Below are 25,959 nucleotides of genomic sequence, written 5' to 3'. Positions count from 1 at the left end.
CGACACGCCCGACCGCGTGGGTCGGAGGGGGAGCGGGACTGCAAGGAACCGCCGGGTACCAGAGCGTTACGAGAGACAGGACTACGAAGTAGCCATGGCGGGACAGAAGATCCGCATCCGGCTCAAGGCCTACGACCACGAGGTCATCGACAGCTCGGCGAAGAAGATCGTCGAGACGGTGACCCGCACTGGTGCGTCGGTCGCGGGCCCGGTGCCGCTGCCCACTGAGAAGAACGTGTACTGCGTCATCAAGTCGCCGCACAAGTACAAGGACTCGCGCGAGCACTTCGAGATGCGCACGCACAAGCGCCTGATCGACATCCTCGACCCGACCCCCAAGACCGTTGACTCTCTGATGCGACTCGACCTCCCGGCCGGTGTCGACATCGAGATCAAGCTCTGAGGCCGGTGATCTGAAGATGAACAAGCAGATCAAGGGCATCCTGGGCGAGAAGCTCGGCATGACGCAGGTGTGGGACGAGAACAACCGTGTTGTTCCGGTCACCGTCGTCAAGGCCGGCCCCAACGTCGTCACCCAGGTCCGCACGAACGACGTCGACGGCTACGAGTCCGTCCAGATCGCGTTCGGCGAGATCGACCCGCGCAAGGTGAACAAGCCCCTCAAGGGCCACTTCGCCAAGGCCGACGTCACCCCCCGCCGCCACCTCGTCGAGATCCGCACGGCCGACGCCGCCGAGTACACGCTCGGCCAGGAAGTCACCGCCGAGGTCTTCGAGGCCGGCATCAAGGTCGACGTGACCGGCAAGAGCAAGGGCAAGGGCTTCGCCGGTGTCATGAAGCGTCACAACTTCAAGGGCCTCGGCGCCGGACACGGCACCCAGCGCAAGCACCGCTCGCCCGGTTCCATCGGTGGCTGCGCCACCCCGGGCCGCGTGTTCAAGGGCCTCCGCATGGCCGGCCGTATGGGCAACGAGCGGGTCACCACCCAGAACCTGACCGTCCACGCCGTTGACGCGGAGAAGGGTCTGCTGCTCATCAAGGGCGCGGTTCCCGGTCCGAACGGCGGCCTCGTCCTGGTCCGCACCGCGGCCAAGGGGGCCTGAGGTAACCGATGAGCACTGTTGACATCCTTTCGCCGGCGGGCGACAAGGCCGGCACCGTCGAGCTCCCCGCGGAGATCTTCGACGTTGAGAAGGTCAGCATCCCGCTGATCCACCAGGTCGTCGTCGCGCAGCTGGCCGCTGCCCGCCAGGGCACGCACAAGACCAAGACCCGTGGCGAGGTCCGCGGCGGTGGCAAGAAGCCGTACCGCCAGAAGGGCACCGGCCGCGCCCGTCAGGGCTCGACCCGTGCGCCGCAGTTCGCCGGTGGTGGCGTCGTGCACGGTCCCGTGCCGCGCGACTACTCGCAGCGCACCCCGAAGAAGATGAAGGCTGCCGCCCTGCGTCACGCCCTCACCGACCGGGCCCGTCACAACCGCATCCACGTCGTCTCCGGCGTCGTCGAGGGCGAGAGCCCGTCGACGAAGGCCGCCCGAACGCTGTTCGGCAAGATCTCGGAGCGCAAGAACCTGCTCCTGGTCGTCGACCGCGCCGACGAGGCCGCGTGGCTGTCCGCCCGCAACCTGCCCCAGATCCACATCCTGGAGCCGGGCCAGCTGAACACGTACGACGTTCTCGTCTCGGACGACGTGGTCTTCACCCAGGCCGCCTTCGAGTCCTTCGTGTCCGGCCCGAAGGCCAATGACACCGAAGGGAGCGAGGCCTGATGGCCATCCGTCACCCCGCCATCGCCTCCAAGGCCGCGAAGAAGGCCAAGGAAGCGCGCGTCAAGAAGGCGCGTCGGCACGCCGCCGAAGGCAAGAACACCGTCGTCACCCCGGTCAGCAAGTCGTTCACGGACCCCCGTGACGTGCTGCTGAAGCCGGTCGTGTCCGAGAAGAGCTACGCGCTCCTCGACGAGAACAAGTACACGTTCATCGTCGCGCCGGGCTCCAACAAGACCGAGATCAAGGAGGCCGTCCAGGCGGTCTTCTCGGTCAAGGTCACCGGGGTCAACACGATCAACCGCCAGGGCAAGCGCAAGCGGACCCGCACGGGCTTCGGCAAGCGTGCCGACAGCAAGCGCGCGATCGTGACCCTTGCCGAGGGCGACCGTATCGACATCTTCGGCGGTCCGACCTCCTGACGGAGGTCCGGATCGTCCGAATATCGGACGAGGACTGAGAAATGGGAATCCGCAAGTACAAGCCGACGACGCCGGGCCGCCGTGGCTCCTCCGTCGCCGACTTCGTCGAGGTCACGCGGTCCACGCCGGAGAAGTCGCTGGTCCGCCCGCTGCACAGCAAGGGCGGCCGTAACAACGCCGGTCGTGTGACCGTTCGCCACCAGGGTGGCGGACACAAGCGCGCCTACCGCGTGATCGACTTCCGTCGTCACGACAAGGACGGCGTGCCGGCGAAGGTCGCGCACATCGAGTACGACCCCAACCGCACCGCGCGCATCGCGCTGCTGCACTACGCCGACGGCGAGAAGCGCTACATCCTCGCCCCGCGCAACCTGCAGCAGGGTGACCGCGTCGAGAACGGTCCCGGGGCCGACATCAAGCCGGGCAACAACCTGGCCCTCCGCAACATCCCGGTCGGTACCACGATCCACGCGATCGAGCTCCGTCCCGGTGGCGGTGCCAAGTTCGCCCGCTCCGCCGGTGCCTCCGTGCAGCTGCTCGCGAAGGAGGGCCAGATGGCCCACCTGCGCATGCCGTCCGGAGAGATCCGCCTGGTCGACGTGCGCTGCCGCGCCACCGTCGGCGAGGTCGGCAACGCCGAGCAGTCGAACATCAACTGGGGCAAGGCGGGCCGCAAGCGGTGGCTGGGCGTTCGCCCGACCGTCCGTGGTGTGGTCATGAACCCGGTGGACCACCCGCACGGTGGTGGTGAGGGCCGGACCTCCGGTGGTCGTCACCCCGTGTCCCCGTGGGGCAAGAAGGAAGGCCGTACTCGTTCGCCCAAGAAGGCGTCGAACAAGTACATCGTCCGCCGCCGCAAGACGAACAAGAAGCGCTAAGGACGGGTTGAGATGCCTCGTAGCTTGAAGAAGGGGCCCTTCGTCGACGACCACCTGATCAAGAAGGTGGACGTCCAGAACGAAGCGGGCACCAAGAACGTCATCAAGACCTGGTCCCGTCGCTCGATGATCGTCCCGGCCATGCTCGGCCACACGATCGCGGTGCACAACGGCAAGACCCACATCCCGGTGTTTGTCACCGAGTCCATGGTCGGCCACAAGCTCGGCGAGTTCTCGCCGACGCGCACCTTCCGGGGTCACGTCAAGGACGACCGGAAGTCGAAGCGCCGCTAACAGCGGGGTGGAATGACCATGACAAACACTGAAGGGACAACCATGGAAGCCAGGGCCCAGGCGCGGTACATCCGCGTCACGCCCATGAAGGCCCGCCGCGTGGTGGACCTCATCCGTGGCATGGATGCCACGGAGGCTCAGGCGGTCCTGCGTTTCGCCCCGCAGGCCGCGAGCGTGCCGGTCGGCAAGGTGCTGGACAGCGCCATCGCCAACGCCGCGCACAACTACGACCACACCGACGCCGACAGCCTCTTCATTTCCGAGGCCTACGTCGACGAGGGCCCGACCCTGAAGCGGTTCCGTCCGCGCGCCCAGGGCCGCGCCTACCGGATCCGCAAGCGGACCAGCCACATCACCGTGGTCGTCAGCAGCAAGGAAGGAACCCGGTAATGGGCCAGAAGGTAAACCCGCACGGGTTCCGGCTCGGTGTCACGACCGACTTCAAGTCGCGTTGGTACGCCGACAAGCTGTACAAGGACTACGTCAAGGAAGACGTCGCCATCCGTCGGATGATGACGTCCGGCATGGAGCGCGCCGGCATCTCCAAGGTCGAGATCGAGCGCACCCGTGACCGCGTGCGGGTGGACATCCACACCGCTCGTCCGGGCATCGTCATCGGCCGCCGCGGCGCCGAGGCCGACCGCATCCGCGGTGACCTCGAGAAGCTCACCGGCAAGCAGGTCCAGCTGAACATCCTCGAGGTCAAGAACCCCGAGACGGACGCTCAGCTGGTTGCCCAGGCCGTTGCCGAGCAGCTCTCCTCCCGCGTCTCCTTCCGCCGTGCCATGCGCAAGAGCATGCAGTCGGCGATGAAGGCCGGCGCCAAGGGCATCAAGATCCAGTGCGGTGGCCGCCTCGGTGGCGCCGAGATGTCCCGCTCGGAGTTCTACCGCGAGGGCCGTGTGCCCCTGCACACGCTCCGCGCGAACGTGGACTACGGCTTCTTCGAGGCCAAGACGACCTTCGGCCGCATCGGTGTGAAGGTCTGGATCTACAAGGGCGACGTCAAGAACATCGCCGAGGTCCGCGCCGAGAACGCCGCCGCCCGTGCGGGCAACCGCCCGGCCCGTGGTGGCAACGACCGCCCGGCCCGTGGTGGCCGCGGTGGCGAGCGTCGCGGGCGCAAGCCGCAGCAGCAGTCGGCTCCGGCCGCCGAGGCCCCCAAGGCCGAGGCGCCCGCCGCTGCCGCTCCGGCTGAGAGCACCGGAACGGAGGCCTGACCGTCATGCTGATCCCCCGTAGGGTCAAGCACCGCAAGCAGCACCACCCGAAGCGCCGTGGTCTGGCCAAGGGCGGTACGCAGGTTGCGTTCGGCGAGTACGGCATCCAGGCCCTCACGCCGGCGTACGTGACCAACCGCCAGATCGAGGCGGCCCGTATCGCGATGACCCGCCACATCAAGCGTGGCGGCAAGGTCTGGATCAACATCTACCCGGACCGCCCCCTCACGAAGAAGCCGGCCGAGACCCGCATGGGTTCCGGTAAGGGTTCTCCGGAGTGGTGGATCGCGAACGTGCACCCGGGTCGGGTCATGTTCGAGCTGTCCTACCCCAACGAGAAGATCGCCCGTGAGGCGCTGACTCGTGCGGCCCACAAGCTGCCGATGAAGTGCCGGATCGTCAAGCGCGAGGCAGGTGAAGCGTGATGTCGGCCGGTACCAAGGCGTCCGAGCTGCGCGAGCTGGGCAACGAGGAGCTTCTCGCGAAGCTCCGCGAGGCCAAGGAAGAGCTGTTCAACCTCCGCTTCCAGGCGGCCACGGGTCAGCTCGAGAACCACGGCCGTCTCAAGGCGGTCCGCAAGGACATCGCCCGGATCTACACCCTCATGCGTGAGCGTGAGCTCGGCATCGAGACGGTGGAGAACGCCTGATGAGCGAGAGCAACGTGACTGAAGAGACGAAGGCCGCCCGCGGCTTCCGCAAGACCCGCGAGGGTCTGGTCGTCAGCGACAAGATGGACAAGACCGTCGTCGTCGCCGTCGAGGACCGCGTCAAGCACGCGCTGTACGGCAAGGTCATCCGCCGTACGGAGAAGCTCAAGGCGCACGACGAGCAGAACGCCGCCGGTGTCGGCGACCGCGTCCTCCTCATGGAGACCCGGCCGCTGTCCGCGACGAAGCGCTGGCGCGTCGTCGAGATCCTCGAGAAGGCCAAGTAATTCCCGTAAGGGAATTCATTGAGCAAGGTATTCCTGCGGGGCAAACCCACGCAGGTCAGTTCCGCCAGGCTCGGCAGGGGTCCTCGTACTGAGGCCCCTGCCGGGAACCGGCAGACAAACAGGAGATAGACGTGATCCAGCAGGAGTCGCGACTGCGCGTCGCCGACAACACTGGTGCGAAGGAAATTCTTTGCATCCGTGTGCTCGGTGGCTCCGGTCGCCGCTACGCGGGCATCGGTGACGTCATCGTCGCCACCGTCAAGGACGCGATCCCCGGTGGCAACGTGAAGAAGGGTGACGTCATCAAGGCGGTCATCGTTCGCACCGTCAAGGAGCGTCGCCGTCCGGATGGCTCGTACATCCGCTTCGACGAGAACGCCGCCGTCATTCTGAAGAACGACGGCGACCCCCGCGGCACCCGTATCTTCGGCCCCGTCGGCCGTGAGCTGCGCGAGAAGAAGTTCATGAAGATCATCTCCCTCGCGCCGGAGGTGCTGTGAGCATGAAGATCAAGAAGGGCGACCTGGTCCAGGTCATCACCGGTAAGGACAAGGGCAAGCAGGGCAAGGTCATCGCGGCCTTCCCCCGCGAGGACCGCGTCCTGGTCGAGGGTGTCAACCGGGTCAAGAAGCACACCAAGGCCGGGCCGACCGCTCGCGGTTCGCAGGCCGGCGGCATCGTGACCACCGAGGCCCCGATCCACGTCTCCAACGTCCAGCTGGTCGTGGAGAAGGACGGCAACAAGGTCGTGACCCGCGTCGGTTACCGCTTCGACGACGAAGGCAACAAGATCCGCGTTGCCAAGCGGACGGGTGAGGACATCTGATGACGACCACCACCACTCCGCGTCTGAAGACGAAGTACCGCGAGGAGATCGCCGGCAAGCTGCGTGAGGAGTTCTCGTACGAGAACGTCATGCAGGTTCCGGGCCTCGTCAAGATCGTGGTCAACATGGGTGTGGGCGACGCCGCCCGCGACTCCAAGCTGATCGAGGGTGCCATCAAGGACCTCACCACGATCACCGGTCAGAAGCCGGCCGTCACCAAGGCCCGCAAGTCCATCGCGCAGTTCAAGCTGCGTGAGGGTCAGCCGATCGGTGCCCACGTCACGCTCCGTGGCGACCGCATGTGGGAGTTCCTGGACCGCACCCTGTCGCTCGCGCTGCCGCGCATCCGCGACTTCCGCGGCCTGTCCCCCAAGCAGTTCGACGGCCGTGGCAACTACACCTTCGGTCTCACGGAGCAGGTCATGTTCCACGAGATCGACCAGGACAAGATCGACCGCGTCCGGGGTATGGACATCACCGTGGTCACCACGGCGACCAACGACGCTGAGGGCCGCGCGCTCCTTCGTCACCTCGGCTTCCCGTTCAAGGAGGCGTGAGCGAGATGGCGAAGAAGGCTCTGATCGCTAAGGCTGCTCGCAAGCCCAAGTTCGGTGTGCGTGGCTACACCCGCTGCCAGCGCTGCGGCCGCCCGCACTCCGTCTACCGCAAGTTCGGCCTGTGCCGCGTGTGCCTTCGTGAGATGGCTCACCGTGGCGAGCTGCCGGGCGTGACCAAGAGCTCCTGGTAATCCGGTAATCCCGGGTTATTCAGACTCTCGGTAAGCATCTGGGTCGGCAGAAGGCCCAGCCCCCATGCCTTAGGCTTGTGGGGTTGGGCGTCTGCCGCGCCCGTACGACTTACTACGCCGTAGGTCCACCGCGCCGCACCCGTCCCGTCTCGGATCGGGGAGAGGGATGGCGCACCAGGAAACCCCGGCGAGAGAGGCCGAAGGCCAATTCATGACCATGACTGATCCGATCGCAGACATGCTTACGCGTCTGCGGAACGCGAACTCGGCGTACCACGACTCCGTGACGATGCCGGCGTCCAAGATCAAGTCTCACATCGCGGAGATCCTCCAGCAGGAGGGCTTCATCACGGGCTGGAAGACCGAGGACGCCGAGGTTGGCAAGAACCTCGTCCTCGAGCTGAAGTTCGGCCCGAACCGTGAGCGCTCCATCGCGGGCATCAAGCGGATCTCCAAGCCCGGTCTCCGGGTGTACGCGAAGTCCACCAACCTGCCCAAGGTGCTGGGCGGCCTCGGCGTGGCGATCATCTCCACGTCGCACGGGCTCCTCACCGACAAGCAGGCCGGCAAGAAGGGCGTGGGTGGGGAAGTCCTCGCCTACGTCTGGTAGCGGAAGGGAACGGAGGAAACAGCTATGTCGCGCATCGGCAAGCTCCCCATCGCGGTTCCCGCCGGCGTGGACGTCACCATCGACGGCCGTACGGTCGCGGTCAAGGGCCCCAAGGGCACGCTGACCCACACCGTCGTGGCGCCGATCGACATCGCCAAGGGTGAGGACGGCGTGCTGAGCGTCACCCGCCCCAACGACGAGCGTCAGAGCAAGGCCCTGCACGGCCTGTCCCGCACGCTGGTGGCGAACATGATCACCGGCGTGACCCAGGGTTACGTGAAGAAGCTCGAGATCAGCGGTGTCGGTTACCGCGTTGTCGCCAAGGGTTCGAACCTGGAGTTCTCCCTGGGCTACAGCCACCCGATCACCGTCGAGGCCCCCGAGGGCATCACCTTCAAGGTGGAGTCCCCGACCCGCTTCTCGGTCGAGGGCATCGACAAGCAGAAGGTCGGCGAGGTTGCGGCCAACATCCGCAAGCTGCGCAAGCCCGACCCGTACAAGGCCAAGGGCGTCAAGTACGAGGGCGAAGTCATCCGCCGCAAGGTCGGAAAGGCGGGTAAGTAAGCCATGGCATACGGGCAGAAGATCCTCAAGGGCGACGCCTACAAGCGCGCCGCGATCAAGCGCCGTCACATCCGGATTCGCAAGAATCTCTCGGGTACGGCGGAGCGTCCCCGTCTGGTCGTTACTCGCTCGAACCGCCACATCGTGGCCCAGGTGATCGACGACCTCAAGGGTCACACCCTTGCGTCGGCGTCCACCCTGGACAGCTCGATCCGTGGCGGCGAGGCCGACAAGTCCGCGCAGGCCAAGCAGGTCGGCGCCCTGGTCGCCGAGCGCGCCAAGGCCGCGGGTGTCGAGGCCGTCGTGTTCGACCGCGGTGGCAACCAGTACGCCGGGCGCATCGCCGCTCTGGCGGACGCCGCCCGCGAAGCCGGTCTGAAGTTCTGAGCCGGTTCCGTAGCTAGCGGAAACAGAGAGAGGTAATTCCAATGGCTGGACCCCAGCGCCGCGGTGGCGGTGCCGGTGGCGGCGAGCGGCGGGACCGGAAGGGCCGTGACGGCGGCGCAGCTGCCGCCGAGAAGACCGCTTACGTTGAGCGCGTCGTCGCGATCAACCGTGTCGCCAAGGTTGTGAAGGGTGGTCGTCGCTTCAGCTTCACCGCGCTGGTCGTGGTGGGCGACGGTGACGGCACCGTGGGTGTCGGATACGGCAAGGCCAAGGAGGTGCCGGCCGCCATCGCCAAGGGCGTTGAGGAGGCCAAGAAGCACTTCTTCAAGGTCCCCCGCATCCAGGGCACCATCCCGCACCCCATCCAGGGTGAGAAGGCTGCCGGCGTCGTGCTGCTCAAGCCCGCGTCCCCGGGTACCGGTGTTATCGCCGGTGGTCCGGTGCGCGCCGTGCTCGAGTGCGCCGGCATCCACGACATCCTGTCGAAGTCGCTCGGCTCCGACAACCAGATCAACATCGTGCACGCGACCGTGGAGGCCCTGAAGGGCCTGCAGCGTCCCGAGGAGGTCGCGGCCCGCCGTGGTCTGCCGCTCGAGGACGTCGCCCCCGCGGCTCTTCTCCGTGCGCGTGCCGGGGCGGGTGCGTAATCATGGCGCAGCTCAAGATTACGCAGGTCAAGTCCTACATCGGCAGCAAGCAGAACCACCGTGACACCCTGCGTTCCCTTGGTCTCAAGGGGATCAACACGCAGGTCGTCAAGGAGGACCGCCCCGAGTTCCGCGGCATGGTGCACACCGTCCGCCACCTCGTGACGGTCGAGGAGGTCGACTGATCATGGCGGAGCAGAACCCGCTCAAGATCCACAACCTCCGTCCGGCCCCCGGCGCCAAGACCGCCAAGACCCGTGTCGGTCGTGGTGAGGCGTCGAAGGGTAAGACGGCCGGTCGTGGTACGAAGGGTACGAAGGCCCGTTACCAGGTTCCGGAGCGCTTCGAGGGTGGCCAGATGCCCCTCCACATGCGTCTTCCGAAGCTGAAGGGCTTCAAGAACCCGTTCAAGACCGAGTTCCAGGTCGTGAACCTCGACAAGCTGGCCGCGCTGTACCCCGAGGGTGGCGAGGTCACCGTCGAGGGCCTGGTGGCCAAGGGTGCCGTTCGCAAGAACAGCCTCGTCAAGGTCCTCGGCCAGGGCGAGATCTCCGTGGCGCTGCAGGTGACGGTCGACGCCGTCTCCGGCTCCGCCAAGGAGAAGATCACCGCCGCCGGCGGTACCGTCACCGAGCTCGTCTGAACTACTCAGGCGTGTCGATGACATGAGCGATCCCAACCGGGGATGCCCCACAAAAGGGGTATCCCCGGTTGGTCGTTCCAAGGGAAGTACTCCCGCCGGTAAGGTGGCCTGCGCTGCCCTCTTTCACGGGTGCGTCACATGAGGCACCCTGAGCGGCAGTTGACCGTTACTTACTTTGTCGTCAGTCGAACCTCAAGACCGTCACCCTTGACGCAGTAGCGCGGGGGTCGCAGGAGGCACCGTGCTCACCGCGTTCGCCCGGGCGTTCAAGACGCCCGACCTGCGCAAGAAGCTGCTCTTCACGCTCGGCATCATCGTGGTGTACCGGCTCGGTACCCACATCCCCATTCCAGGCGTCGACTACAAGAACGTCCAGGAGTGCGTGGACCAGGCGTCCGGCAACCAGGGTCTCTTCGGCCTGGTCAACATGTTCAGCGGTGGCGCCCTGCTGCAGATCACGGTCTTCGCGCTCGGCATCATGCCGTACATCACGGCGAGCATCATTCTGCAGCTGCTGACCGTGGTGATCCCGCGTCTGGAAGCCCTGAAGAAGGAGGGCCAGGCGGGTACGGCGAAGATCACGCAGTACACCCGCTACCTGACCATCGCCCTCGCCATCCTCCAGGGCACCGGCCTCGTCGCCACCGCCCGCAGCGGCGCCCTGTTCTCCGGCTGCACCGTCGCCGGCCAGATCGTTCCCGACCAGGCCATCTTCACCACCGTCGTCATGGTCGTCACCATGACCGCCGGTACGGCCGTCGTCATGTGGCTCGGTGAGCTGATCACCGACCGCGGCATCGGCAACGGCATGTCGATCCTGATGTTCATCTCGATCGCCGCGACCTTCCCCTCCGCCCTGTGGGCCATCAAGCAGGAGGGCGACCTGGCGGGCGGCTGGATCGAGTTCGGCATCGTCATGCTGGTCGGCTTCGTCATGGTCGGCCTGGTGGTCTTCGTCGAGCAGGCCCAGCGCCGCATCCCGGTGCAGTACGCGAAGCGCATGATCGGCCGCCGTTCCTACGGCGGTACGTCGACGTACATCCCGCTCAAGGTGAACCAGGCGGGCATCATCCCCGTCATCTTCGCCTCGTCGCTGCTCTACATCCCGGCGTTGATCGTCCAGTTCTCCGGCTCGACCGCGGGCTGGGCCACCTGGATCCAGAAGAACCTCGCCGACCCCGAGGCCGCGCCGCACATCGTCCTGTACTTCCTCCTGATCGTCTTCTTCGCCTTCTTCTACGTGGCCATCTCGTTCAACCCCGAGGAAGTCGCGGACAACATGAAGAAGTATGGTGGGTTCATCCCGGGCATCCGGGCTGGCCGACCGACCGCTGAGTATCTGAGCTACGTACTCAACCGGATCACCTGGCCGGGTTCGCTGTATCTGGGCCTGATCTCTCTCGTACCGACAATGGCGTTGGCCGGTTTCGGGGCAAACCAGAACTTCCCGTTCGGCGGGACCAGCATCCTGATCATCGTGGGTGTCGGCCTCGAGACGGTGAAGCAGATCGAGAGCCAGCTCCAGCAGCGCAATTACGAAGGGTTCCTCCGCTGATGCGAATCGTCCTCGTCGGGCCTCCGGGTGCTGGGAAGGGTACGCAGGCCACCCGCCTTGCCGAGACGCTGCACATCCCGCACATCTCCACGGGCGACCTGTTCCGCGCCAACATCAGTCGGCAGACCGAGCTGGGCAAGCTCGCGAAGTCCTACATGGACGCCGGCAACCTCGTACCCGACGAGGTCACCATCGCCATGGCGAAGGACCGCATGGAGCAGCCCGACGCCGAGGGCGGCTTCCTGCTGGACGGTTTCCCGCGCAACGTGTCGCAGGCCGAGGCGCTGGACGAGCTGCTCGAGACCGAGGACATGAAGCTCGACGCGGTGCTGGACCTGGAGGCTCCCGAGGACGAGGTCGTCAAGCGGATCGCCGGCCGGCGCGTCTGCCGCAACGACTCGGCGCACGTCTTCCACGTGACGTACACGCCGCCGAAGCAGGAAGGCGTCTGCGACGTCTGCGGCGGCGAGCTGTACCAGCGGGACGACGACTCCGAGGAGACGGTCCGCAAGCGGCTGGAGGTCTACCACACGCAGACCGAGCCGATCATCGACTACTACAAGGCGCAGGGCCTGGTCGTCACCATCGCGGCGACGGGACCGGTGGACGAGGTCACGGGCCGCGCGCTGGAGGCGCTCAAGCGCGACCAGTAGTCTTCTCAGCCTGGCTGCAGCCGCGGTCCCTCACCCGGGGGCCGCGGCTGCGCTGTGTGGGGTGGGTGGCGCCCGCCCCGTATCGTTGGAAGCGTCCCCGGGAACCCCGTCTCCGGGACGTGTACCCGCCCTCACCGGTCCAGAAAGGCCGCAGTTCCCATGGTGCAGATCAAGAGCCCCGAGCAGATCGCCAAGATGCGTGAGGCGGGGCTGGTCGTCGCCGCCATCCACGCGGCCACGCGCGAGGCCGCCGTGCCCGGCGCCACGACCAAGGACCTGGACCAGGTCGCCCGCAAGGTCCTCGCGGACCACGGCGCCAAGCCGAACTTCCTGGGCTACGGCGGTTTCCCCGCGACCATCTGCACCTCCGTGAACGAGGTCGTCGTCCACGGCATCCCGTCCGACGACGTGGTCCTCAAGGACGGCGACGTCATCTCCATCGACTGCGGCGCGATCATCGACGGCTGGCACGGCGACGCCGCCTACACGGCCTTCGTCGGCTCCGGCCACTCCCCGGAGCTGGTCGAGCTCTCCAGGGTGACGGAGGAGTCGATGTGGGCGGGCATCGCGGCGATGAAGCAGGGCAACCGCCTGGTCGACGTCTCCCGGGCCATCGAGACGTACATCCGCCGCCAGCCGAAGCCCGGCGGCGGCAAGTACGGGATCATCGAGGACTACGGCGGCCACGGCATCGGCACCGAGATGCACATGGACCCGCACCTGCTGAACTACGTCGACCGCAAGCGCGGCAAGGGCCCCAAGCTGGTCCCCGGCTTCTGCCTGGCCATCGAGCCGATGATCTCCCTCGGCACCCCGCGCACCGAGGTCCTCGAAGACGACTGGACCGTCATCACTACGGACGGCACCTGGTCCTCCCACTGGGAGCACTCGGTGGCCCTGACGGAGCAGGGCCCGCTGGTCCTGACGGCGGTCGACGGGGGCCGGGCGAAGCTGGCGGAGCTGGGCGTCGCCGCTGCTCCGGACCCCCTCGCATAACGATCAGGTATCCGGGGCAGACTTCCCCGTTTCGCCTTTCCGGGTTCGCTGACGTAGACTGACTCGTCGGCTCTGGTGCACCCGCATGTCCGCATGCGAACGCTACAACGCACGGGAGTCGATCAAGGTAGTCGATTCGAAGGGCGAAGCGTGGCCAAGAAGCAAGGTGCCATCGAGATCGAAGGCACTGTCGTCGAGTCTCTTCCGAACGCCATGTTCAAGGTGGAGCTCCAGAACGGCCACCAGGTCCTGGCACACATCAGCGGCAAGATGCGCATGCACTACATCCGCATCCTCCCTGACGACCGGGTCGTGGTGGAGCTGTCTCCGTACGACCTGACGCGTGGCCGGATCGTCTACCGGTACAAGTAGATCTTGCCCACGTCCCGTGCGCCCCGCGCGCGGGTCCGCCGGCAACTGACCCGGAGAACCTCACACCCATGAAGGTCAAGCCGAGCGTCAAGAAGATCTGCGACAAGTGCAGGGTGATCCGCCGTCACGGTCGGGTCATGGTCATCTGCGACAACCCGCGCCACAAGCAGCGCCAGGGCTGACGCCTGACCGTTCCCTCCGCGATTCGCATGACTTCGCGCGACGCGAGCTGAACATGTTCATACGCAGGACCCGGGCGGAAGACCGCCTGACACCCCCGGTTCGGAGGCCGGGGACCCGTGCCGTACCAAGCCTTCGCAGAGAAGGTGCCGGCGGCCGGGATCCGGTTCTGTGGAAGACCTCCGACAATCAACTGGAGCCATTGAATGGCACGCGTTTCCGGTGTTGACATCCCGCGCGAAAAGCGCGTGGAGATCGCCCTCACCTACGTGTTCGGCATCGGCCGGACCCTCTCGCAGCAGACGCTCGCCGCGACCGGCGTGGACCCGAACACCCGTGTTCGGGACCTCTCCGAGGAGCAGCTCGTCGCGATCCGCGAGTACGTCGACAACAACATCAAGACCGAGGGTGACCTCCGTCGCGAGATCCAGGCCGACATCCGCCGCAAGGTCGAGATCGGTACCTACCAGGGTCTCCGTCACCGTCGCGGTCTGCCCGTCCGCGGTCAGCGCACCAGCACGAACGCTCGTACCCGCAAGGGCCCGCGTCGCGCCATCGCCGGCAAGAAGAAGCCGGGCAAGAAGTAGTCCGCAGCGGACTCGCCGTCCAGCGGTCTTCGCTGTAGGACCGACCACCTCCCGTAGGAGAACGACATGCCCCCCAAGGGACGTCAGGGCGCGACCAAGAAGGTGCGCCGCAAGGAAAAGAAGAACGTCGCTCACGGCCACGCGCACATCAAGAGCACGTTCAACAACACGATCGTGTCCATCACGGACCCGACCGGCAACGTGATCTCCTGGGCCTCCGCCGGCCACGTCGGCTTCAAGGGCTCCCGGAAGTCCACGCCGTTCGCCGCGCAGATGGCCGCCGAGTCGGCTGCCCGCCGCGCGCAGGAGCACGGCATGCGCAAGGTCGACGTCTTCGTCAAGGGCCCGGGTTCCGGTCGTGAGACCGCCATCCGCTCCCTGCAGGCGACCGGCCTCGAGGTCGGTTCCATCCAGGACGTCACGCCCACCCCGCACAACGGCTGCCGTCCGCCGAAGCGTCGTCGCGTCTGATCTCGCTTCACCTGCTTCACCAGGGTTTTCGGGCGGTACGGCTCTTTCGGGTCGTATCGCCCGTACCCTTGCAGTACTAGTCGGGCGTCAAATAGCGGGCGCCCCTGACTGAAGGATCACCACATGCTGATCGCTCAGCGTCCCTCGTTGACCGAAGAGGTCGTCGACGAGTTCCGCTCCCGGTTCGTCATCGAGCCGCTGGAGCCGGGCTTCGGCTACACCCTCGGCAACTCCCTCCGCCGCACCCTCCTGTCGTCGATCCCCGGCGCTGCTGTCACCAGCATCCGCATCGACGGCGTCCTGCACGAGTTCACCACCGTGCCGGGCGTCAAGGAGGACGTCACCGACCTGATCCTCAACATCAAGCAGCTGGTCGTCTCCTCGGAGCACGACGAGCCGGTCGTGATGTACCTGCGCAAGCAGGGCCCGGGTCTGGTCACCGCCGCCGACATCGCGCCCCCGGCCGGTGTCGAGGTGCACAACCCCGACCTCGTCCTCGCCACGCTCAACGGCAAGGGCAAGCTGGAGATGGAGCTGACCGTCGAGCGCGGTCGCGGCTACGTCTCCGCCGTGCAGAACAAGCAGGTCGGTCAGGAGATCGGGCGTATCCCGGTCGACTCGATCTACTCGCCGGTTCTCAAGGTCACGTACAAGGTCGAGGCCACGCGTGTCGAGCAGCGCACCGACTTCGACAAGCTGATCGTCGACGTCGAGACCAAGCAGGCGATGCGTCCGCGCGACGCCATGGCCTCCGCCGGTAAGACGCTGGTCGAGCTGTTCGGTCTCGCCCGCGAGCTGAACATCGACGCCGAGGGCATCGACATGGGCCCGTCCCCGACGGACGCCGCGCTCGCCGCCGACCTGGCGCTGCCGATCGAGGAGCTGGAGCTCACCGTTCGGTCGTACAACTGCCTCAAGCGCGAGGGCATCCACTCCGTGGGTGAGCTGGTCGCTCGCTCCGAGGCCGACCTGCTGGACATCCGCAACTTCGGTGCGAAGTCCATCGACGAGGTCAAGGCGAAGCTGGCCGGCATGGGCCTGGCCCTGAAGGACAGCCCGCCCGGATTCGACCCGACCGCTGCGGCCGACGCGTTCGGTGCCGACGACGATGCTGACGCCGGTTTCGTGGAGACCGAGCAGTACTGATTCGGCTGCCGGCCCGTCGTGGCTGGTCGCGCAGTTCCCGCGGATCCTCCGGGGCGCTTGAAAAGGTGCCCCGGATCTCCGACAGGCGACCGCCTGCTCGGATACTGACTCCGGTACCTGATACGGCCGGGGCAGACACCTAGGAGAAACACCATGCCGAAGCCCACCAAGGGTGCCCGTCTGGGCGGCAGCGCCGCGCACGAGAAGCTGCTCCTCGCGAACCTCGCGAAGAGCCTCTTCGAGCACGGCCGGATCACCACCACCGAGGCGAAGGCGCGCAAGCTGCGTCCGTACGCCGAGCGTCTGGTCACCAAGGCGAAGAAGGGCGACCTTCACAACCGCCGTCAGGTGCTCCAGGTGATCACGGACAAGAGCGTCGTCCACACGCTCTTCACCGAGATCGGCCCGCGCTACGAGAACCGTCCCGGTGGCTACACCCGGATCACCAAGATCGGTAACCGCCGTGGCGACAACGCGCCCATGGCCGTCATCGAGCTGGTCGAGGCGCTGACCGTGGCGCAGGAGGCGACCGGCGAGGCCGAGGCAGCCACCAAGCGCGCCGCCAAGGACGCCGAGGGCTCCGCCGAGGGGTCCGTGGCCAAGGTCGACACGACCAAGGCCGACGAGGCTCCCGCCGAGGAGTCCAAGGACGCGTAAGCGTTCTGCCGGGGGCTGTGTGGTCGCGGCTGCGGCTTTCGTCGTGGTTGCTCGCGCCCGCGCGGCGGAGCCGCTAGTCGAGCACAGTCCCGCGCCCCTTCAGGGCGTTGCGGGTCCGTTCCTTTCGAGGGGCGGGCCCGCTTTTTCGTTGGTGAGAGGATTTCTGGGTGAGTGACGAAGTAGAGCCCGGGTTCGTGCGGGTGCGGCTGGATCTTTCCTACGACGGGTCCGAGTTCTCCGGGTGGGCCAAGCAGGCCGGCGGGCGGCGGACCGTGCAGGGGGAGATCGAGGAGGCGCTGCGGACGGTCACGCGGTCCGGGCGGACGTACGACCTGACCGTGGCCGGGCGGACCGACGCGGGCGTGCACGCGCGGGGGCAGGTCGCACACGTCGATCTGCCGCACGAGGTGTGGGCCGAGCACCACGTGAAGCTGCTCAAGCGGCTCGCGGGGCGGCTGCCCAGGGACGTGCGGGTCTGGGCGCTCCGGGAGGCGCCGAGCGGCTTCAACGCCCGGTTCTCCGCCGTCTGGCGGCGCTACGCCTACCGCGTCACCGACAACCCCGGCGGTGTCGACCCGTTGCTGCGCGGGCACGTCCTGTGGCACGACTGGCCGCTCGACGTGGACGCCATGAACGAGGCCGCCCGCGGGCTGCTGGGGGAGCACGACTTCGCCGCCTACTGCAAGAAGCGGGAGGGGGCCACGACCATCCGGACCCTCCAGGAGCTGAGCCTGGTCCGGGGCGACGACGGGATCATCACCGCCGCCGTCCGTGCCGACGCCTTCTGCCACAACATGGTGCGCTCGCTCATCGGCGCCCTGCTCTTCGTCGGGGACGGCCACCGCACGCCCGACTGGCCGGCCAAGGTGCTGGCGGCCGGCGTGAGGGATTCCGCCGTGCACGTGGTGCGGCCCCACGGGCTGACCCTGGAGGAGGTCGGCTACCCGGCGGACGAGCTGCTGGCGGCGCGCAACCGCGAGGCGCGGAACAGGCGGACGCTGCCGGGGAACGGCTGCTGCTGAACGCATGATGCACAAGGGGCCCCGCTAGACTCCCGTTCGACGTCGTCTCGTCCGTGCCGTCCGCCGGAATCCCGCCGACGGGACGGCGAGGCCGTCGGGCCGCCACGACTTCTTTACTGGACACCGGACGCGCCCTTGGGGGGCGGCCGTCCGGTGTGTCGCGCGCGGCCGGGTCCGATCCGAGCTGGGGGCACTATGAGCAGAGCGAGAAAGCATTCGGCGACCGCCGACAGAGATTCCAGGGCGAAAGTGGGCCGCCGTTCGGCCCTCGGCCTGCTGGGGCTCGGAGGTCTGCTGACGGCCGGCGGCGTGGCCGCGGGCGTGGCGGGCAGGGACCTGATCCTGCCCGCGTCGGCGGAGAGCGGCACCAGGGCCGTCGACCTCGGTGTGGGCGGGAGCGCCAAGAACCTGACCCCGCCGACGTACGCCCCGACCGGGCGCCGCCCGCAGTACCGGCGGGCGACCTGGAGCGAGCAGTTCCAGGAGGGGCACGAGTGGTCGGCCGGCGGTGAGGGCACCGCCTCCTCCGACTCCGACGCCGAGGTCTTCACCCGAGGTGACCGGTCCTGCCGGGTCACCACGCGCGGCGACGGTGTCCAGTCCTTCGTACGCCGTACCGGCATGGAACCGATGAGCCTCAAGGGGAAGATGCTCCGTCTCGTCTTCCAGGTGGAGGACGTGGCCCACCTGGAGCGGATGGAGTTCTACCTGGGCAGCGGGAAGCTGGCGGACAACTTCAGCTGGGTCTTCCACTACCACGCGGCCAAGGGCACCAACTACGTGCAGTCGGGGGAGTGGGTCACCGTCCACCTGCAGTGGGCGGACGTCACCGGGGCGGCCGGCGACTACGAGCTGTCGTCGCGCGGTGAGCCGTCGGACCGGTCCGGCTTCACCGACATGTCGTTCGCTGTGTACGACGACGCGAAGGGGCCGGTCACCTACCGCCTCCAGGCCGTCGAGGTGGTGCCGGACACCACGGACGTCTTCCCCAAGGGCGTCGTCTCGATCACCTTCGACGACTCGCACGGGTCGGTGCACGATTTCGCCCGCCCGGTCATGGACCGGTACCAGATGCCCGGCACGCTCTACAACATCGCCGACGCGATCGACACCGAGCCCTTCATGAGCATCGGACAGATGCGTTCCCTGCAGGACTCGTCCGGCTGGGAGATGGCCGGACACGCCTACTCGCTCAAGGCCCATGAGGCGAGCTACCCGAAACTCTCCGCGGAGGAGGTCGACGACGACTTCCGCAAGCTGCGCGAGTGGCTGGTCGGCCGGGGTTTCACCAGTGAGCACTTCGCCTATCCGCACGGGGCGTTCGGCAAGACCCGCGACGGTGTGCCCGTCGACCTGCTGGCCGCCCGGCACTTCACCACCGCGCGTTCCATCATCTCCGAGACGACCGAGAGCTTCGCCCCGGCGATGCCGTACCGGCTCAAGGCGCTGACCGGGATCAACGACGGGAAGGAGATCGGCGGCGAGACGCTCGCCGACGTGATCGAGAAGGGTGGCGCGCTGGACCGCTGTGCGAGCGGCGGCGACTGGCTCATCCTGTGCCTGCACCGGATCGTCCAGGGTGTTCCCACGCAGAACACGGAGCTGAGCACCGAGGGCCTCGAACGCCTGATGCGCGAGATCGACAAGCGGGGCATCGAGGTGCTGACGGTGCAGGAGGCGATGGCGCACTACACCTGAGCGGCCTTGGGGCCGTCCGCACGACGACGCCGGGGGCGCCGCACAGGATCTGTGCGGCGCCCCCGGCGTTCGTACGTGTGCGGCGTGCGGTCAGGAGCGGCGTGCCCGCCTGCCGCCGCCGGCCGCCCGGCGGTCGTGCCGGCTCCGCTTGACGGAGAGTATCCAGCCCAGCAGGGTGAGGGTGACGGCCAGGCACGTGAAGCCGAGGACGACGATCTCGACCTGGGTGACCTTCGTGACGGTGTAGGCGATGCCGGCGAGGACCGCGCAGGCTCCGAGGCCTCTGAGGGTGTTCATTCTTCTACTTCCAGGCGGACACACGCGTCACGTAGGACTTGAGGATGGACGACACGAGCCAGTAGGCCCGTACGACGGTGTAGACCAGCTCGGGGATGAGCAGGGCCTCGACGAGCATCGCCTTCCAGCCCAGGGTCCGTACCCGCAGCGCGGGATAGATGATCCAGAAGGCGAGCAGGGCCCACAGCAGCGGGTGGGTGCTCAGGCTGTACTGGGCCGCGGCGACGAGCTGCCGGGCGCCCCAGATGAAGATGTACGAGAAGCCGAACAGGCCCAGGACCATCGTGATGATGGAGTGCCAGGTGAACTTGGTCCAGCCACGGCGGCGCAGTGCGTCCACGGTGCCCCGGCTCCACCGCTCGCGCTGCTGGATCAGCTCGCGCAGGGTGGGCATGAGGTCGGTGTACGCGATGCACAGCTGATTGGCCGTGACCTTCCAGCCGGACTCCTTGAGGGCCAGCGTGGTCTCGTAGTCCTCGACGAGGTTGCGGTGGTCCTCCCAGAACACCTCGCCGCGCCAGTCGATGAGGCCCTGCAGTGCCTCGGCACGGTAGAAGGAGCCGGCGCCCGACATGGTGTGGACGTCCTTGCGGAAGCGCGAGTTGGCCGCCCGGCCGTACTCGATGATCTGCATGCCGAGCAGGAACCGCTGCCAGGGGCTGCGCCACAGGTCGGTACGGCCGAAGCAGGCCGCGCTGACACCGCCGATCTCGGGATCGGACGAGATGACGTTGCGGGCGCGCTCGATGAACCGGGAGTGCAGTTCGGTGTCGGCGTCCATGACGAGGATGTGGCCCACGCGGCCGTTGAGACGGCCGCCGACGGCCTGCCTGAGCCAGCTCAGACCGTAGTTGAGGGCGCCCGCCTTCTTGTGGGGGTTGTCCGGGAAGTTCAGCACGACGGTCGGCGGCGTGCTCTCGTCCTCGGCGAACTGGAGCGCGTAGTCCTCGGTGCGGTCGGTGGAGTTGTTGACCACCACGACGATCAGGTCGGGCCGGCGGGTCTGCTGGGACAGGGACTCGAGAGAGGTGAAGACGCCGACCTCCTCGTTCCTCGCGGGAACGAGGACGACGGTCTCGTAGACCATCGTGGTCGTGGTGGGGGCTGCGCGGACGTCCCCACCGCGGCCTCTTCGGTGACGGCTCCGGGCCGCCGGCTGCGACTCAGCCCGGTCGTGGCCCGTGTCGATGACGGACAAGGCGATCCCCCCACCCTGTTTTCTTTTGAGATGACACACCCACTCCGTGTGGGCAGTGCGAAGGCGCTTGTGAAGATACCGCAAGCATGTCCGACTGCTGAGTGCTTGAGCAGGTCACTACTTGTGGGGGTATCCGACGCAAATTGGACACGGCGTTAGTCCCCCGTTATCCCTCATCGGTTTGTGAACCCAAGCAATTCAGGCAATCACGGCAGGGGTTGTGCTATTTCGGCGTGATGAAGGTCACTCCAGTGACCGGATGGGGTTGGTTGTGAGGGTGAGGTGAGCGTGTGCCTAAGATTCGCACGACAGTCGGCCGTCGAATCTGGGGTATTCCGTGTCCCATCGCAGTAAATCATCTGGTAAAGGGCGAAGCGCCCTTATCATTATGTTTGTGGTGGTCCTTCTGGCCGCCGCCGGTGCGGCCGCCTATCGATGGTGGCCGTCGGACGAGGAGTCCACCGCCCTGACCGTCCGTTATCGCACCGAAGGTTCGACGGTGACGGACGCCGCCAGGCCGTGGCTGGAAGTCGTCAATACGTCGGACAAGGCGGTCGACCTCGCCGACGTCACCGTCCGGTACCACTACACCGCCGACGACGGCGCCCAGTTCGCGGCCAACTGCGTGCAGACGTCCCTCGACTGCTCCAAGGTCACCCTGCACACGGCCCCCGCGCAGAAGGCCGGTCCGAAGGCCGACCGCTATCTGGAGATCGGCTTCACGGGAGAGGCCGGCACCCTGAAGCCCGGTGGGACGACCCAGGCGATAGGGCTCCAGCTGTACCGCGTCGACGACAAGAAGCTGGACCAGGCGGACGACTACTCGTTCGACGCGGAGAAGACGTCGTACCAGGAGTCCGAGCGGGTCACCGCCTACCTGGCCGGGGCCCAGGTGTGGGGCGAGGGACCGCAGGGGGAGACCACGGGGTCGGGGAAGCGCGCGAACGCGGGAGCCCCCGCCGAAGCGGTGCGGCCGCCCGACGGCCTCCTCTTCGACGACTTCGCCTACACGGGCCCCGAGGACCCGGCACTCGCCGCCAACGGCTGGGAGGTGCGCGACGGCGCGGGCGGCCCGGGCGTCGAGGACTCGTGGTCGGCGAAGGGGGTCACGTTTCCCGCCGGCGAGAAGGGTGAGGGCGGCCAGGCGCTGCGGCTGGAGGCCCGTACCGACGGCACCGAGAAGGGCACGGTGCAGTCCGAATTCCACACCGCGCGCCCGGTGTTCCGCGAAGGCACATTCGTCGCCCGCGTGTACTTCACCGACGAGCCGGTGACCGGTGAGGACGGTGATCATGCTTCCCAGTCCGTCTTCGCCATCTCGCCGGACCACAGGTCGAAGAAGTACAGCGAACTCGACTTCGAGTACATGGCGAACGGCGGCTGGGGCCGCTACGGCCCGATCCTCGACACCACCAGCTGGCGCAGCAGCGACCTGGGCGACCGGGTCACCGAGCCCCACCAGCGGAAGCTCGGCGGCTGGCACACCCTGGCCATGACCGCGGCCGACGGCAAGGTCACGTACTCGGTGGACGGCGAAACGCTGTTCACCAGTGGGAAGAAGTACCTCCCGCGCGAGCCGATGAGCATCAACTTCAGCAACTGGTTCATCGACCTTCCCTTCAAGGGGGAGCGTTCCTGGGAGATGAAGGTCGACTGGGTCTACGTCATGTCCGGCCAGGCCGTCGCCCCTGACGACGCGGCGAAGGCCGCCGCCGACTACGCCGCCGCGGGCACGAGTCACGTGAACACGCTCGCGGGGAGTGACTGACCGGGCGGAGGTCAGCCCGCCTGGGCCGCCTCCGACGCCTGGGCCTCGCCGCGGCGGCGGATCTGGCGGAAGGCGAACTCGGCCAGGTCGTCGCCGGCCTTGAACACCTCGGTGGTCTTCTCCGTCACGTCCTTGCCGTCGGTGAAGCCGGCGACGGTGAAGTAGGCGTAGCGGCCGTAGGAGTTGGTGGTGGAGCGGCAGACGGCGCCGGTGCAGAAGGACTTCACGCCGCCGCCGGACAGGGAGCGGATGATGCTCTTCTTGTCGGCCTGCTGCTTGGCCTTGACGGCCTGCGCCTCGGTGTCGAAGACGGCTACGCCGACCGTGACCGCCACGTCGCCCTGGGTGTAGGTGACCCGCATCATGCGGGTGCAGTCGTTGTCGGTGAGGACCTTCGGCAGCGTCTTCTGGGCCGCGGAGCCGCAGGTGCGGGTGTCCGCCGTCGGGCCCTTCTTGTAGACCGTCCCGCTCATGGTGAGCTGGGTGCCGGGGAAGAGCGCGTCGGGGCTGAGGGGGGCCTTGTCCTTCTTGACGCTGGAGATGAAGTCCTTGGGGTCCAGCGGCGGCGGGGCGCTGGTCGGCGCGAACGACGGGTCGGTGGCCGAGGCGCTGGGTATGTCCGCCGTCGCGGGCAGCTGCGAGGAGGGGCCGTCCGACGCCTGCCCGGAGCCGTTCGCCGAGACGACGGCCACGGCGACGGCACTGGCGATCGCCACGGTGGCCAGGGCGCCGCCGCCGATGAAGAGCAGCCGGCGACGCTTGGCGCGGGCCTCGGAGGCCTCGGCGAGGGCGGCCCAGTCAGGGGTGTTGTCGCCCTGGCCGCTGTTCCAGGGCTGCTGGGACGGCTGCTGCGATTGCGGTTTCCAGGGATCCCACTGCGACTGAGGTCCCCCCTGCCCAAAGCTCATGGGCGGCATCTTAGACGGGCCGTGCGGCGTGCTGGTGCGGCTGTGGAGGCCCCGCAGGACCTAGCGTTCCGTCCATGCGGACGGGCAAAAGCGACATCTCCGGGTGGTTGGTGCGGCCGGCGGGCGGGCCGCTGTGGGCGGTGCTCCTGGCGGTGCTGGCGGCGTGCGCGGGGCACGCGGCGCGGGTGACCTCGGACGGGGGGATGGACAACGCGATCGTCGTGCGGGCCGCCCGCACCTGGCTGGCCGGCGGCTCCCCGTACGACGATCCGCACTTCCTCTACCTCCCGAGCGCGGTCCTGGCCGCCGCACCGCAGGCGATGCTGCCCGGTGCGGTACTGCGGTGGCTGGTGCCGTGCGCGGTGACCGCCCTGCTGGCGGCGGGCTGGGCGTGCGCGCTGCGGCTGCACCGGGTGCCGCTCGGCAGCAGGCTCGCGGTGCTGGGGCTCACCGGGCTCGCGGCGGGCTTCGCGCCGTTCGGGCACCTGGTGCGGCTCGGCAACTGGACGGTTACGGCGGCCGTGGCCCTGCCGCTCGCCCTGCTGCTCGCGAGCCGGGGGCGGTGGACGGCGGCCGGAGTGGTGATCGGCGCGGCGGTGGCGCTCAAGCCGCTGCTCGCGCCCGTCGTCCTGCTCCTCGTGTTCGCCGGGCGGTGGCGGGCGCTGGCGACGGCCGTGGCGCTGCCCGCGCTCGCCTCCGGCGCCGCGGCGCTGCTGATGCCCGACCCGGCCGGCTTCTTCACCCGCACCCTGCCCTTCCTCCTGCACGGCGACGACGGCTTCGTCCGGCTGTACGAGGCGTCCCCGGCGGCCGTGCTGCCCCGGCTCGGGGTGCCGGAGGCGCTCGCCCAGGCGCTGGCGGTGGCGGCGGCCGGAGCCGGGGTGCTGTGCGCGTACGTCCGCTGGCGCCGCGCCGACCCCGGGCCGCTGCGGCTCGCGGAGACCGGCGCGGGCCTGATGCTGGCGGCGTTCCTCGTCTCCCGGCCCTCCTACGACCACTACCTCCTGGTCGTCCTGCCGCTGCTGCTCGCCGGACTGCCGTACGCCGGTTCGGCGGCCCGCGTGGTCTGGTTCTGGATCTCCCTGGTGCCGCAGGTGCCGGGGGTGACCTGGCCCTGGCTGGAGTCGGAGAAGCGGCGGGCCTTCCGGGACGCGTTCACACTGTGTGTGCTGGCGGTGACGGTAGCCCGGCAGTCGAGCGCGGGGCGGGCGTCCGCAGACGGAGTCGATGAGGTGCGCGCCGGGACCGGGCCGACGAGCGCGCGGGCCGCCGCGGCTCCGTTTTGACCAGGCTGTGCCACCCCGGGTACTCTGCACAATCGTATGTGTATTGGCTTGCTCATTCTCACGTGAGGGGCCCTTACACCGGTCCACCGGGACCGATGACCAGCGACCAGCACGCGGTTTGCGTCACCGCGGTGCGGTCAGGGCTGTCGTGATCGTCTTCGGTGACCATGTCAGGACCACTCACTGAAGAAGCGAAGGCTACGAACCGTGCGTACGTACAGCCCCAAGCCCGGCGATGTGACGCGCCAGTGGCACGTCATCGACGCTCAGGACGTCGTCCTGGGCCGTCTCGCCACCACTGCCGCCACCCTCCTGCGCGGCAAGCACAAGCCGATCTACGCGCCGCACGTCGACGCTGGTGACTTCGTCATCATCATCAACGCCGACAAGGTGCACCTCTCCGGCAACAAGCGGACCCAGAAGATGGCGTACCGCCACTCCGGCTACCCGGGCGGTCTCCGCTCGGTGCGCTACGACGAGCTGCTGGACAAGAACCCGGAGAAGGCCGTCGAGAAGGCCATCAAGGGCATGCTCCCCAAGAACTCCCTGGGCCGTCAGATGCTCTCGAAGCTGAAGGTCTACAAGGGTGACCAGCACCCGCACGGCGCGCAGCAGCCGCAGCCGTTCGAGATCACCCAGGTCGCGCAGTAAGTCCGGCCACCCCCTAAGACTGAAGAGAATCTGAGGAGCATCGTGGCCGAGACCACTGCCGAGCAGCCGCTCGAAGAGATCGACATCGACAGCTACACCACCGAGTCCGAGGTCCCCGTCGAGGGCGAGTACACCTCGGAGTCCATGGCCTCCGCCTTCGGCGAGCCCCAGCCGGCCGCCGGCCTGGGCCGTCGCAAGAACGCCATCGCCCGTGTCCGGATCGTCCCGGGCACCGGCAAGTGGAAGATCAACGGCCGCACCCTTGAGGACTACTTCCCCAACAAGGTGCACCAGCAGGAGGTCAACGAGCCCTTCAAGGTGCTCGAGCTGGACGACCGTTACGACGTCGTCGCCCGCATCGCCGGTGGCGGTGTCTCCGGCCAGGCCGGTGCGCTCCGTCTCGGTGTCGCCCGCGCCCTGAACGAGGCCGACGTCGACAACAACCGCGGCCCGCTGAAGAAGGCCGGCTTCCTCAAGCGTGACGACCGTGCGGTCGAGCGCAAGAAGGCCGGTCTGAAGAAGGCCCGCAAGGCCCCGCAGTACAGCAAGCGCTAAGTCGTACCGGCTGGTACCGGCTGTACTCCGAACGCCCCGGCGGCACGCCACTGTGCTG

At 67.7% G+C, this 25,959-nt stretch carries 39 protein-coding genes; 36 read left to right on the top strand and 3 right to left on the bottom strand.

Annotation, left to right across the window (positions count from 1 at the left end; all coding sequences use genetic code 11):
* The first annotated feature begins 94 nt into the window (after positions 1-94).
* From rpsJ to AMK11_RS09255, 32 genes are all read left to right on the top strand, one after another.
* Complete coding sequence (gene rpsJ / locus AMK11_RS09415; RefSeq protein ID WP_003948644.1) at positions 95-403, top strand: 30S ribosomal protein S10; 309 nt, start codon at positions 95-97, stop codon at positions 401-403.
* Positions 404-419: 16 nt separating this feature from the next.
* Positions 420-1,064, top strand: coding sequence for a 50S ribosomal protein L3 (gene rplC / locus AMK11_RS09410; protein ID WP_073725083.1), 645 nt, complete (start codon positions 420-422; stop codon positions 1,062-1,064).
* 8 nt (positions 1,065-1,072) lie between these two features.
* Positions 1,073-1,729 (top strand): 50S ribosomal protein L4, encoded by a 657-nt coding sequence (gene rplD, locus AMK11_RS09405; RefSeq protein WP_073725081.1) that lies wholly within the window; start codon positions 1,073-1,075, stop codon positions 1,727-1,729.
* Complete coding sequence (gene rplW, locus AMK11_RS09400; protein WP_073725079.1) at positions 1,729-2,148, top strand: 50S ribosomal protein L23; 420 nt, start codon at positions 1,729-1,731, stop codon at positions 2,146-2,148. The genes rplD and rplW overlap by 1 nt, the downstream gene beginning before the upstream one ends.
* A 41-nt stretch (positions 2,149-2,189) precedes the next feature.
* Positions 2,190-3,026: a 50S ribosomal protein L2 gene (gene rplB, locus AMK11_RS09395; protein WP_019329639.1), complete on the top strand. Its 837-nt coding sequence runs from the start codon at positions 2,190-2,192 to the stop codon at positions 3,024-3,026.
* A gap of 12 nt (positions 3,027-3,038) precedes the next feature.
* Entirely contained in the window at positions 3,039-3,320 is a 282-nt protein-coding gene (rpsS, locus tag AMK11_RS09390) for a 30S ribosomal protein S19 (RefSeq protein WP_003948639.1), read from the top strand.
* Positions 3,321-3,362: 42 nt separating this feature from the next.
* Complete coding sequence (gene rplV, locus AMK11_RS09385; RefSeq protein ID WP_003974262.1) at positions 3,363-3,710, top strand: 50S ribosomal protein L22; 348 nt, start codon at positions 3,363-3,365, stop codon at positions 3,708-3,710.
* Positions 3,710-4,540, top strand: coding sequence for a 30S ribosomal protein S3 (gene rpsC / locus AMK11_RS09380; RefSeq protein WP_019329636.1), 831 nt, complete (start codon positions 3,710-3,712; stop codon positions 4,538-4,540). Before rplV ends, rpsC begins: the two co-directional genes overlap by 1 nt.
* A 5-nt stretch (positions 4,541-4,545) precedes the next feature.
* The gene (gene rplP / locus AMK11_RS09375; RefSeq protein ID WP_019329635.1) at positions 4,546-4,965 is read left to right on the top strand and encodes a 50S ribosomal protein L16; all 420 of its coding nucleotides are present in this window, start codon (positions 4,546-4,548) and stop codon (positions 4,963-4,965) included.
* Positions 4,965-5,189, top strand: a complete 225-nt coding sequence (gene rpmC, locus AMK11_RS09370; protein ID WP_007494763.1) for a 50S ribosomal protein L29 — start codon at positions 4,965-4,967, stop codon at positions 5,187-5,189. The genes rplP and rpmC overlap by 1 nt, the downstream gene beginning before the upstream one ends.
* Positions 5,189-5,476 carry a 30S ribosomal protein S17 gene (gene rpsQ / locus AMK11_RS09365; protein WP_019329634.1) on the top strand — a complete coding sequence of 96 codons (288 nt, stop codon included), beginning with the start codon at positions 5,189-5,191 and terminating at the stop codon, positions 5,474-5,476. The genes rpmC and rpsQ overlap by 1 nt, the downstream gene beginning before the upstream one ends.
* A gap of 131 nt (positions 5,477-5,607) precedes the next feature.
* Entirely contained in the window at positions 5,608-5,976 is a 369-nt protein-coding gene (gene rplN / locus AMK11_RS09360; RefSeq protein WP_003992364.1) for a 50S ribosomal protein L14, read from the top strand.
* Positions 5,977-5,978: 2 nt separating this feature from the next.
* Positions 5,979-6,302, top strand: coding sequence for a 50S ribosomal protein L24 (rplX, locus tag AMK11_RS09355; RefSeq protein WP_003992365.1), 324 nt, complete (start codon positions 5,979-5,981; stop codon positions 6,300-6,302).
* Positions 6,302-6,859 carry a 50S ribosomal protein L5 gene (gene rplE, locus AMK11_RS09350; protein ID WP_073725077.1) on the top strand — a complete coding sequence of 186 codons (558 nt, stop codon included), beginning with the start codon at positions 6,302-6,304 and terminating at the stop codon, positions 6,857-6,859. The genes rplX and rplE overlap by 1 nt, the downstream gene beginning before the upstream one ends.
* 5 nt (positions 6,860-6,864) lie before the next feature.
* Positions 6,865-7,050 carry a type Z 30S ribosomal protein S14 gene (locus AMK11_RS09345; protein ID WP_003948630.1) on the top strand — a complete coding sequence of 62 codons (186 nt, stop codon included), beginning with the start codon at positions 6,865-6,867 and terminating at the stop codon, positions 7,048-7,050.
* Positions 7,051-7,261: 211 nt separating this feature from the next.
* Complete coding sequence (gene rpsH, locus AMK11_RS09335; RefSeq protein ID WP_026248232.1) at positions 7,262-7,660, top strand: 30S ribosomal protein S8; 399 nt, start codon at positions 7,262-7,264, stop codon at positions 7,658-7,660.
* Between the two features lie 24 nt (positions 7,661-7,684).
* The gene (gene rplF, locus AMK11_RS09330; protein ID WP_073725075.1) at positions 7,685-8,224 is read left to right on the top strand and encodes a 50S ribosomal protein L6; all 540 of its coding nucleotides are present in this window, start codon (positions 7,685-7,687) and stop codon (positions 8,222-8,224) included.
* A 3-nt stretch (positions 8,225-8,227) separates the two neighbouring features.
* On the top strand, positions 8,228-8,611 hold the full coding sequence (rplR, locus tag AMK11_RS09325; RefSeq protein ID WP_043381015.1) for a 50S ribosomal protein L18: 384 nt from the start codon (positions 8,228-8,230) through the stop codon (positions 8,609-8,611).
* A gap of 41 nt (positions 8,612-8,652) precedes the next feature.
* Complete coding sequence (gene rpsE, locus AMK11_RS09320; RefSeq protein ID WP_073725073.1) at positions 8,653-9,258, top strand: 30S ribosomal protein S5; 606 nt, start codon at positions 8,653-8,655, stop codon at positions 9,256-9,258.
* Positions 9,259-9,260: 2 nt separating this feature from the next.
* Entirely contained in the window at positions 9,261-9,443 is a 183-nt protein-coding gene (gene rpmD / locus AMK11_RS09315; protein WP_003974250.1) for a 50S ribosomal protein L30, read from the top strand.
* A 2-nt stretch (positions 9,444-9,445) separates the two neighbouring features.
* Entirely contained in the window at positions 9,446-9,901 is a 456-nt protein-coding gene (gene rplO, locus AMK11_RS09310; RefSeq protein WP_023547373.1) for a 50S ribosomal protein L15, read from the top strand.
* A 241-nt stretch (positions 9,902-10,142) separates the two neighbouring features.
* A complete protein-coding gene (gene secY, locus AMK11_RS09305) occupies positions 10,143-11,456 on the top strand; it encodes a preprotein translocase subunit SecY (RefSeq protein ID WP_073725071.1) in 1,314 nt (437 codons plus the stop codon).
* Positions 11,456-12,109, top strand: a complete 654-nt coding sequence (locus tag AMK11_RS09300) for an adenylate kinase (protein WP_073725069.1) — start codon at positions 11,456-11,458, stop codon at positions 12,107-12,109. Before secY ends, AMK11_RS09300 begins: the two co-directional genes overlap by 1 nt.
* A 159-nt stretch (positions 12,110-12,268) precedes the next feature.
* Complete coding sequence (gene map, locus AMK11_RS09295; protein WP_073725067.1) at positions 12,269-13,105, top strand: type I methionyl aminopeptidase; 837 nt, start codon at positions 12,269-12,271, stop codon at positions 13,103-13,105.
* A 150-nt stretch (positions 13,106-13,255) separates the two neighbouring features.
* Positions 13,256-13,477, top strand: coding sequence for a translation initiation factor IF-1 (infA, locus tag AMK11_RS09290; protein WP_003948620.1), 222 nt, complete (start codon positions 13,256-13,258; stop codon positions 13,475-13,477).
* Between the two features lie 68 nt (positions 13,478-13,545).
* Positions 13,546-13,659 carry a 50S ribosomal protein L36 gene (gene rpmJ, locus AMK11_RS09285; protein ID WP_003974245.1) on the top strand — a complete coding sequence of 38 codons (114 nt, stop codon included), beginning with the start codon at positions 13,546-13,548 and terminating at the stop codon, positions 13,657-13,659.
* Between the two features lie 204 nt (positions 13,660-13,863).
* Complete coding sequence (gene rpsM / locus AMK11_RS09280) at positions 13,864-14,244, top strand: 30S ribosomal protein S13 (RefSeq protein WP_004984507.1); 381 nt, start codon at positions 13,864-13,866, stop codon at positions 14,242-14,244.
* Between the two features lie 66 nt (positions 14,245-14,310).
* The gene (gene rpsK, locus AMK11_RS09275; protein ID WP_007443997.1) at positions 14,311-14,715 is read left to right on the top strand and encodes a 30S ribosomal protein S11; all 405 of its coding nucleotides are present in this window, start codon (positions 14,311-14,313) and stop codon (positions 14,713-14,715) included.
* 123 nt (positions 14,716-14,838) lie between these two features.
* Positions 14,839-15,861, top strand: a complete 1,023-nt coding sequence (locus tag AMK11_RS09270) for a DNA-directed RNA polymerase subunit alpha (protein WP_003966937.1) — start codon at positions 14,839-14,841, stop codon at positions 15,859-15,861.
* Positions 15,862-16,014: 153 nt separating this feature from the next.
* Positions 16,015-16,518: a 50S ribosomal protein L17 gene (gene rplQ, locus AMK11_RS09265; RefSeq protein WP_073725065.1), complete on the top strand. Its 504-nt coding sequence runs from the start codon at positions 16,015-16,017 to the stop codon at positions 16,516-16,518.
* A 167-nt stretch (positions 16,519-16,685) separates the two neighbouring features.
* A complete protein-coding gene (gene truA / locus AMK11_RS09260; RefSeq protein ID WP_073725063.1) occupies positions 16,686-17,540 on the top strand; it encodes a tRNA pseudouridine(38-40) synthase TruA in 855 nt (284 codons plus the stop codon).
* A gap of 249 nt (positions 17,541-17,789) precedes the next feature.
* Positions 17,790-19,238 (top strand): polysaccharide deacetylase family protein, encoded by a 1,449-nt coding sequence (locus AMK11_RS09255; RefSeq protein ID WP_241846924.1) that lies wholly within the window; start codon positions 17,790-17,792, stop codon positions 19,236-19,238.
* 90 nt (positions 19,239-19,328) lie between these two features.
* Here AMK11_RS09255 and AMK11_RS09250 read toward each other — a convergent pair whose 3' ends face one another.
* Entirely contained in the window at positions 19,329-19,535 is a 207-nt protein-coding gene (locus AMK11_RS09250) for a hypothetical protein (RefSeq protein WP_073725059.1), read from the bottom strand.
* Between the two features lie 4 nt (positions 19,536-19,539).
* Complete coding sequence (locus tag AMK11_RS09245; protein ID WP_073725057.1) at positions 19,540-20,622, bottom strand: glycosyltransferase family 2 protein; 1,083 nt, start codon at positions 20,620-20,622, stop codon at positions 19,540-19,542.
* A 505-nt stretch (positions 20,623-21,127) separates the two neighbouring features.
* Here AMK11_RS09245 and AMK11_RS09240 point away from each other — a divergent pair.
* Positions 21,128-22,501, top strand: a complete 1,374-nt coding sequence (locus AMK11_RS09240) for a cellulose binding domain-containing protein (protein ID WP_383584948.1) — start codon at positions 21,128-21,130, stop codon at positions 22,499-22,501.
* A gap of 11 nt (positions 22,502-22,512) precedes the next feature.
* Here AMK11_RS09240 and AMK11_RS09235 read toward each other — a convergent pair whose 3' ends face one another.
* Positions 22,513-23,409 carry a hypothetical protein gene (locus AMK11_RS09235; protein ID WP_073725053.1) on the bottom strand — a complete coding sequence of 299 codons (897 nt, stop codon included), beginning with the start codon at positions 23,407-23,409 and terminating at the stop codon, positions 22,513-22,515.
* A 74-nt stretch (positions 23,410-23,483) separates the two neighbouring features.
* Between AMK11_RS09235 and AMK11_RS09230 the strand changes: the two genes are divergently transcribed.
* The 3 genes from AMK11_RS09230 to rpsI all read left to right on the top strand — a co-directional run bounded on the left by AMK11_RS09230 (position 23,484) and on the right by rpsI (position 25,901).
* Complete coding sequence (locus tag AMK11_RS09230) at positions 23,484-24,695, top strand: glycosyltransferase family 87 protein (RefSeq protein ID WP_073725051.1); 1,212 nt, start codon at positions 23,484-23,486, stop codon at positions 24,693-24,695.
* Positions 24,696-24,902: 207 nt separating this feature from the next.
* Positions 24,903-25,346, top strand: coding sequence for a 50S ribosomal protein L13 (rplM, locus tag AMK11_RS09225; RefSeq protein WP_043380986.1), 444 nt, complete (start codon positions 24,903-24,905; stop codon positions 25,344-25,346).
* Between the two features lie 42 nt (positions 25,347-25,388).
* The gene (rpsI, locus tag AMK11_RS09220; protein ID WP_073725049.1) at positions 25,389-25,901 is read left to right on the top strand and encodes a 30S ribosomal protein S9; all 513 of its coding nucleotides are present in this window, start codon (positions 25,389-25,391) and stop codon (positions 25,899-25,901) included.
* Positions 25,902-25,959 lie beyond the last annotated feature (58 nt).

The sequence above is a fragment of the Streptomyces sp. CB02414 genome, assembly GCF_001905385.1.
Lineage (GTDB): Bacteria > Actinomycetota > Actinomycetes > Streptomycetales > Streptomycetaceae > Streptomyces.
This window is presented reverse-complemented; position numbering and strand designations above follow the sequence as displayed.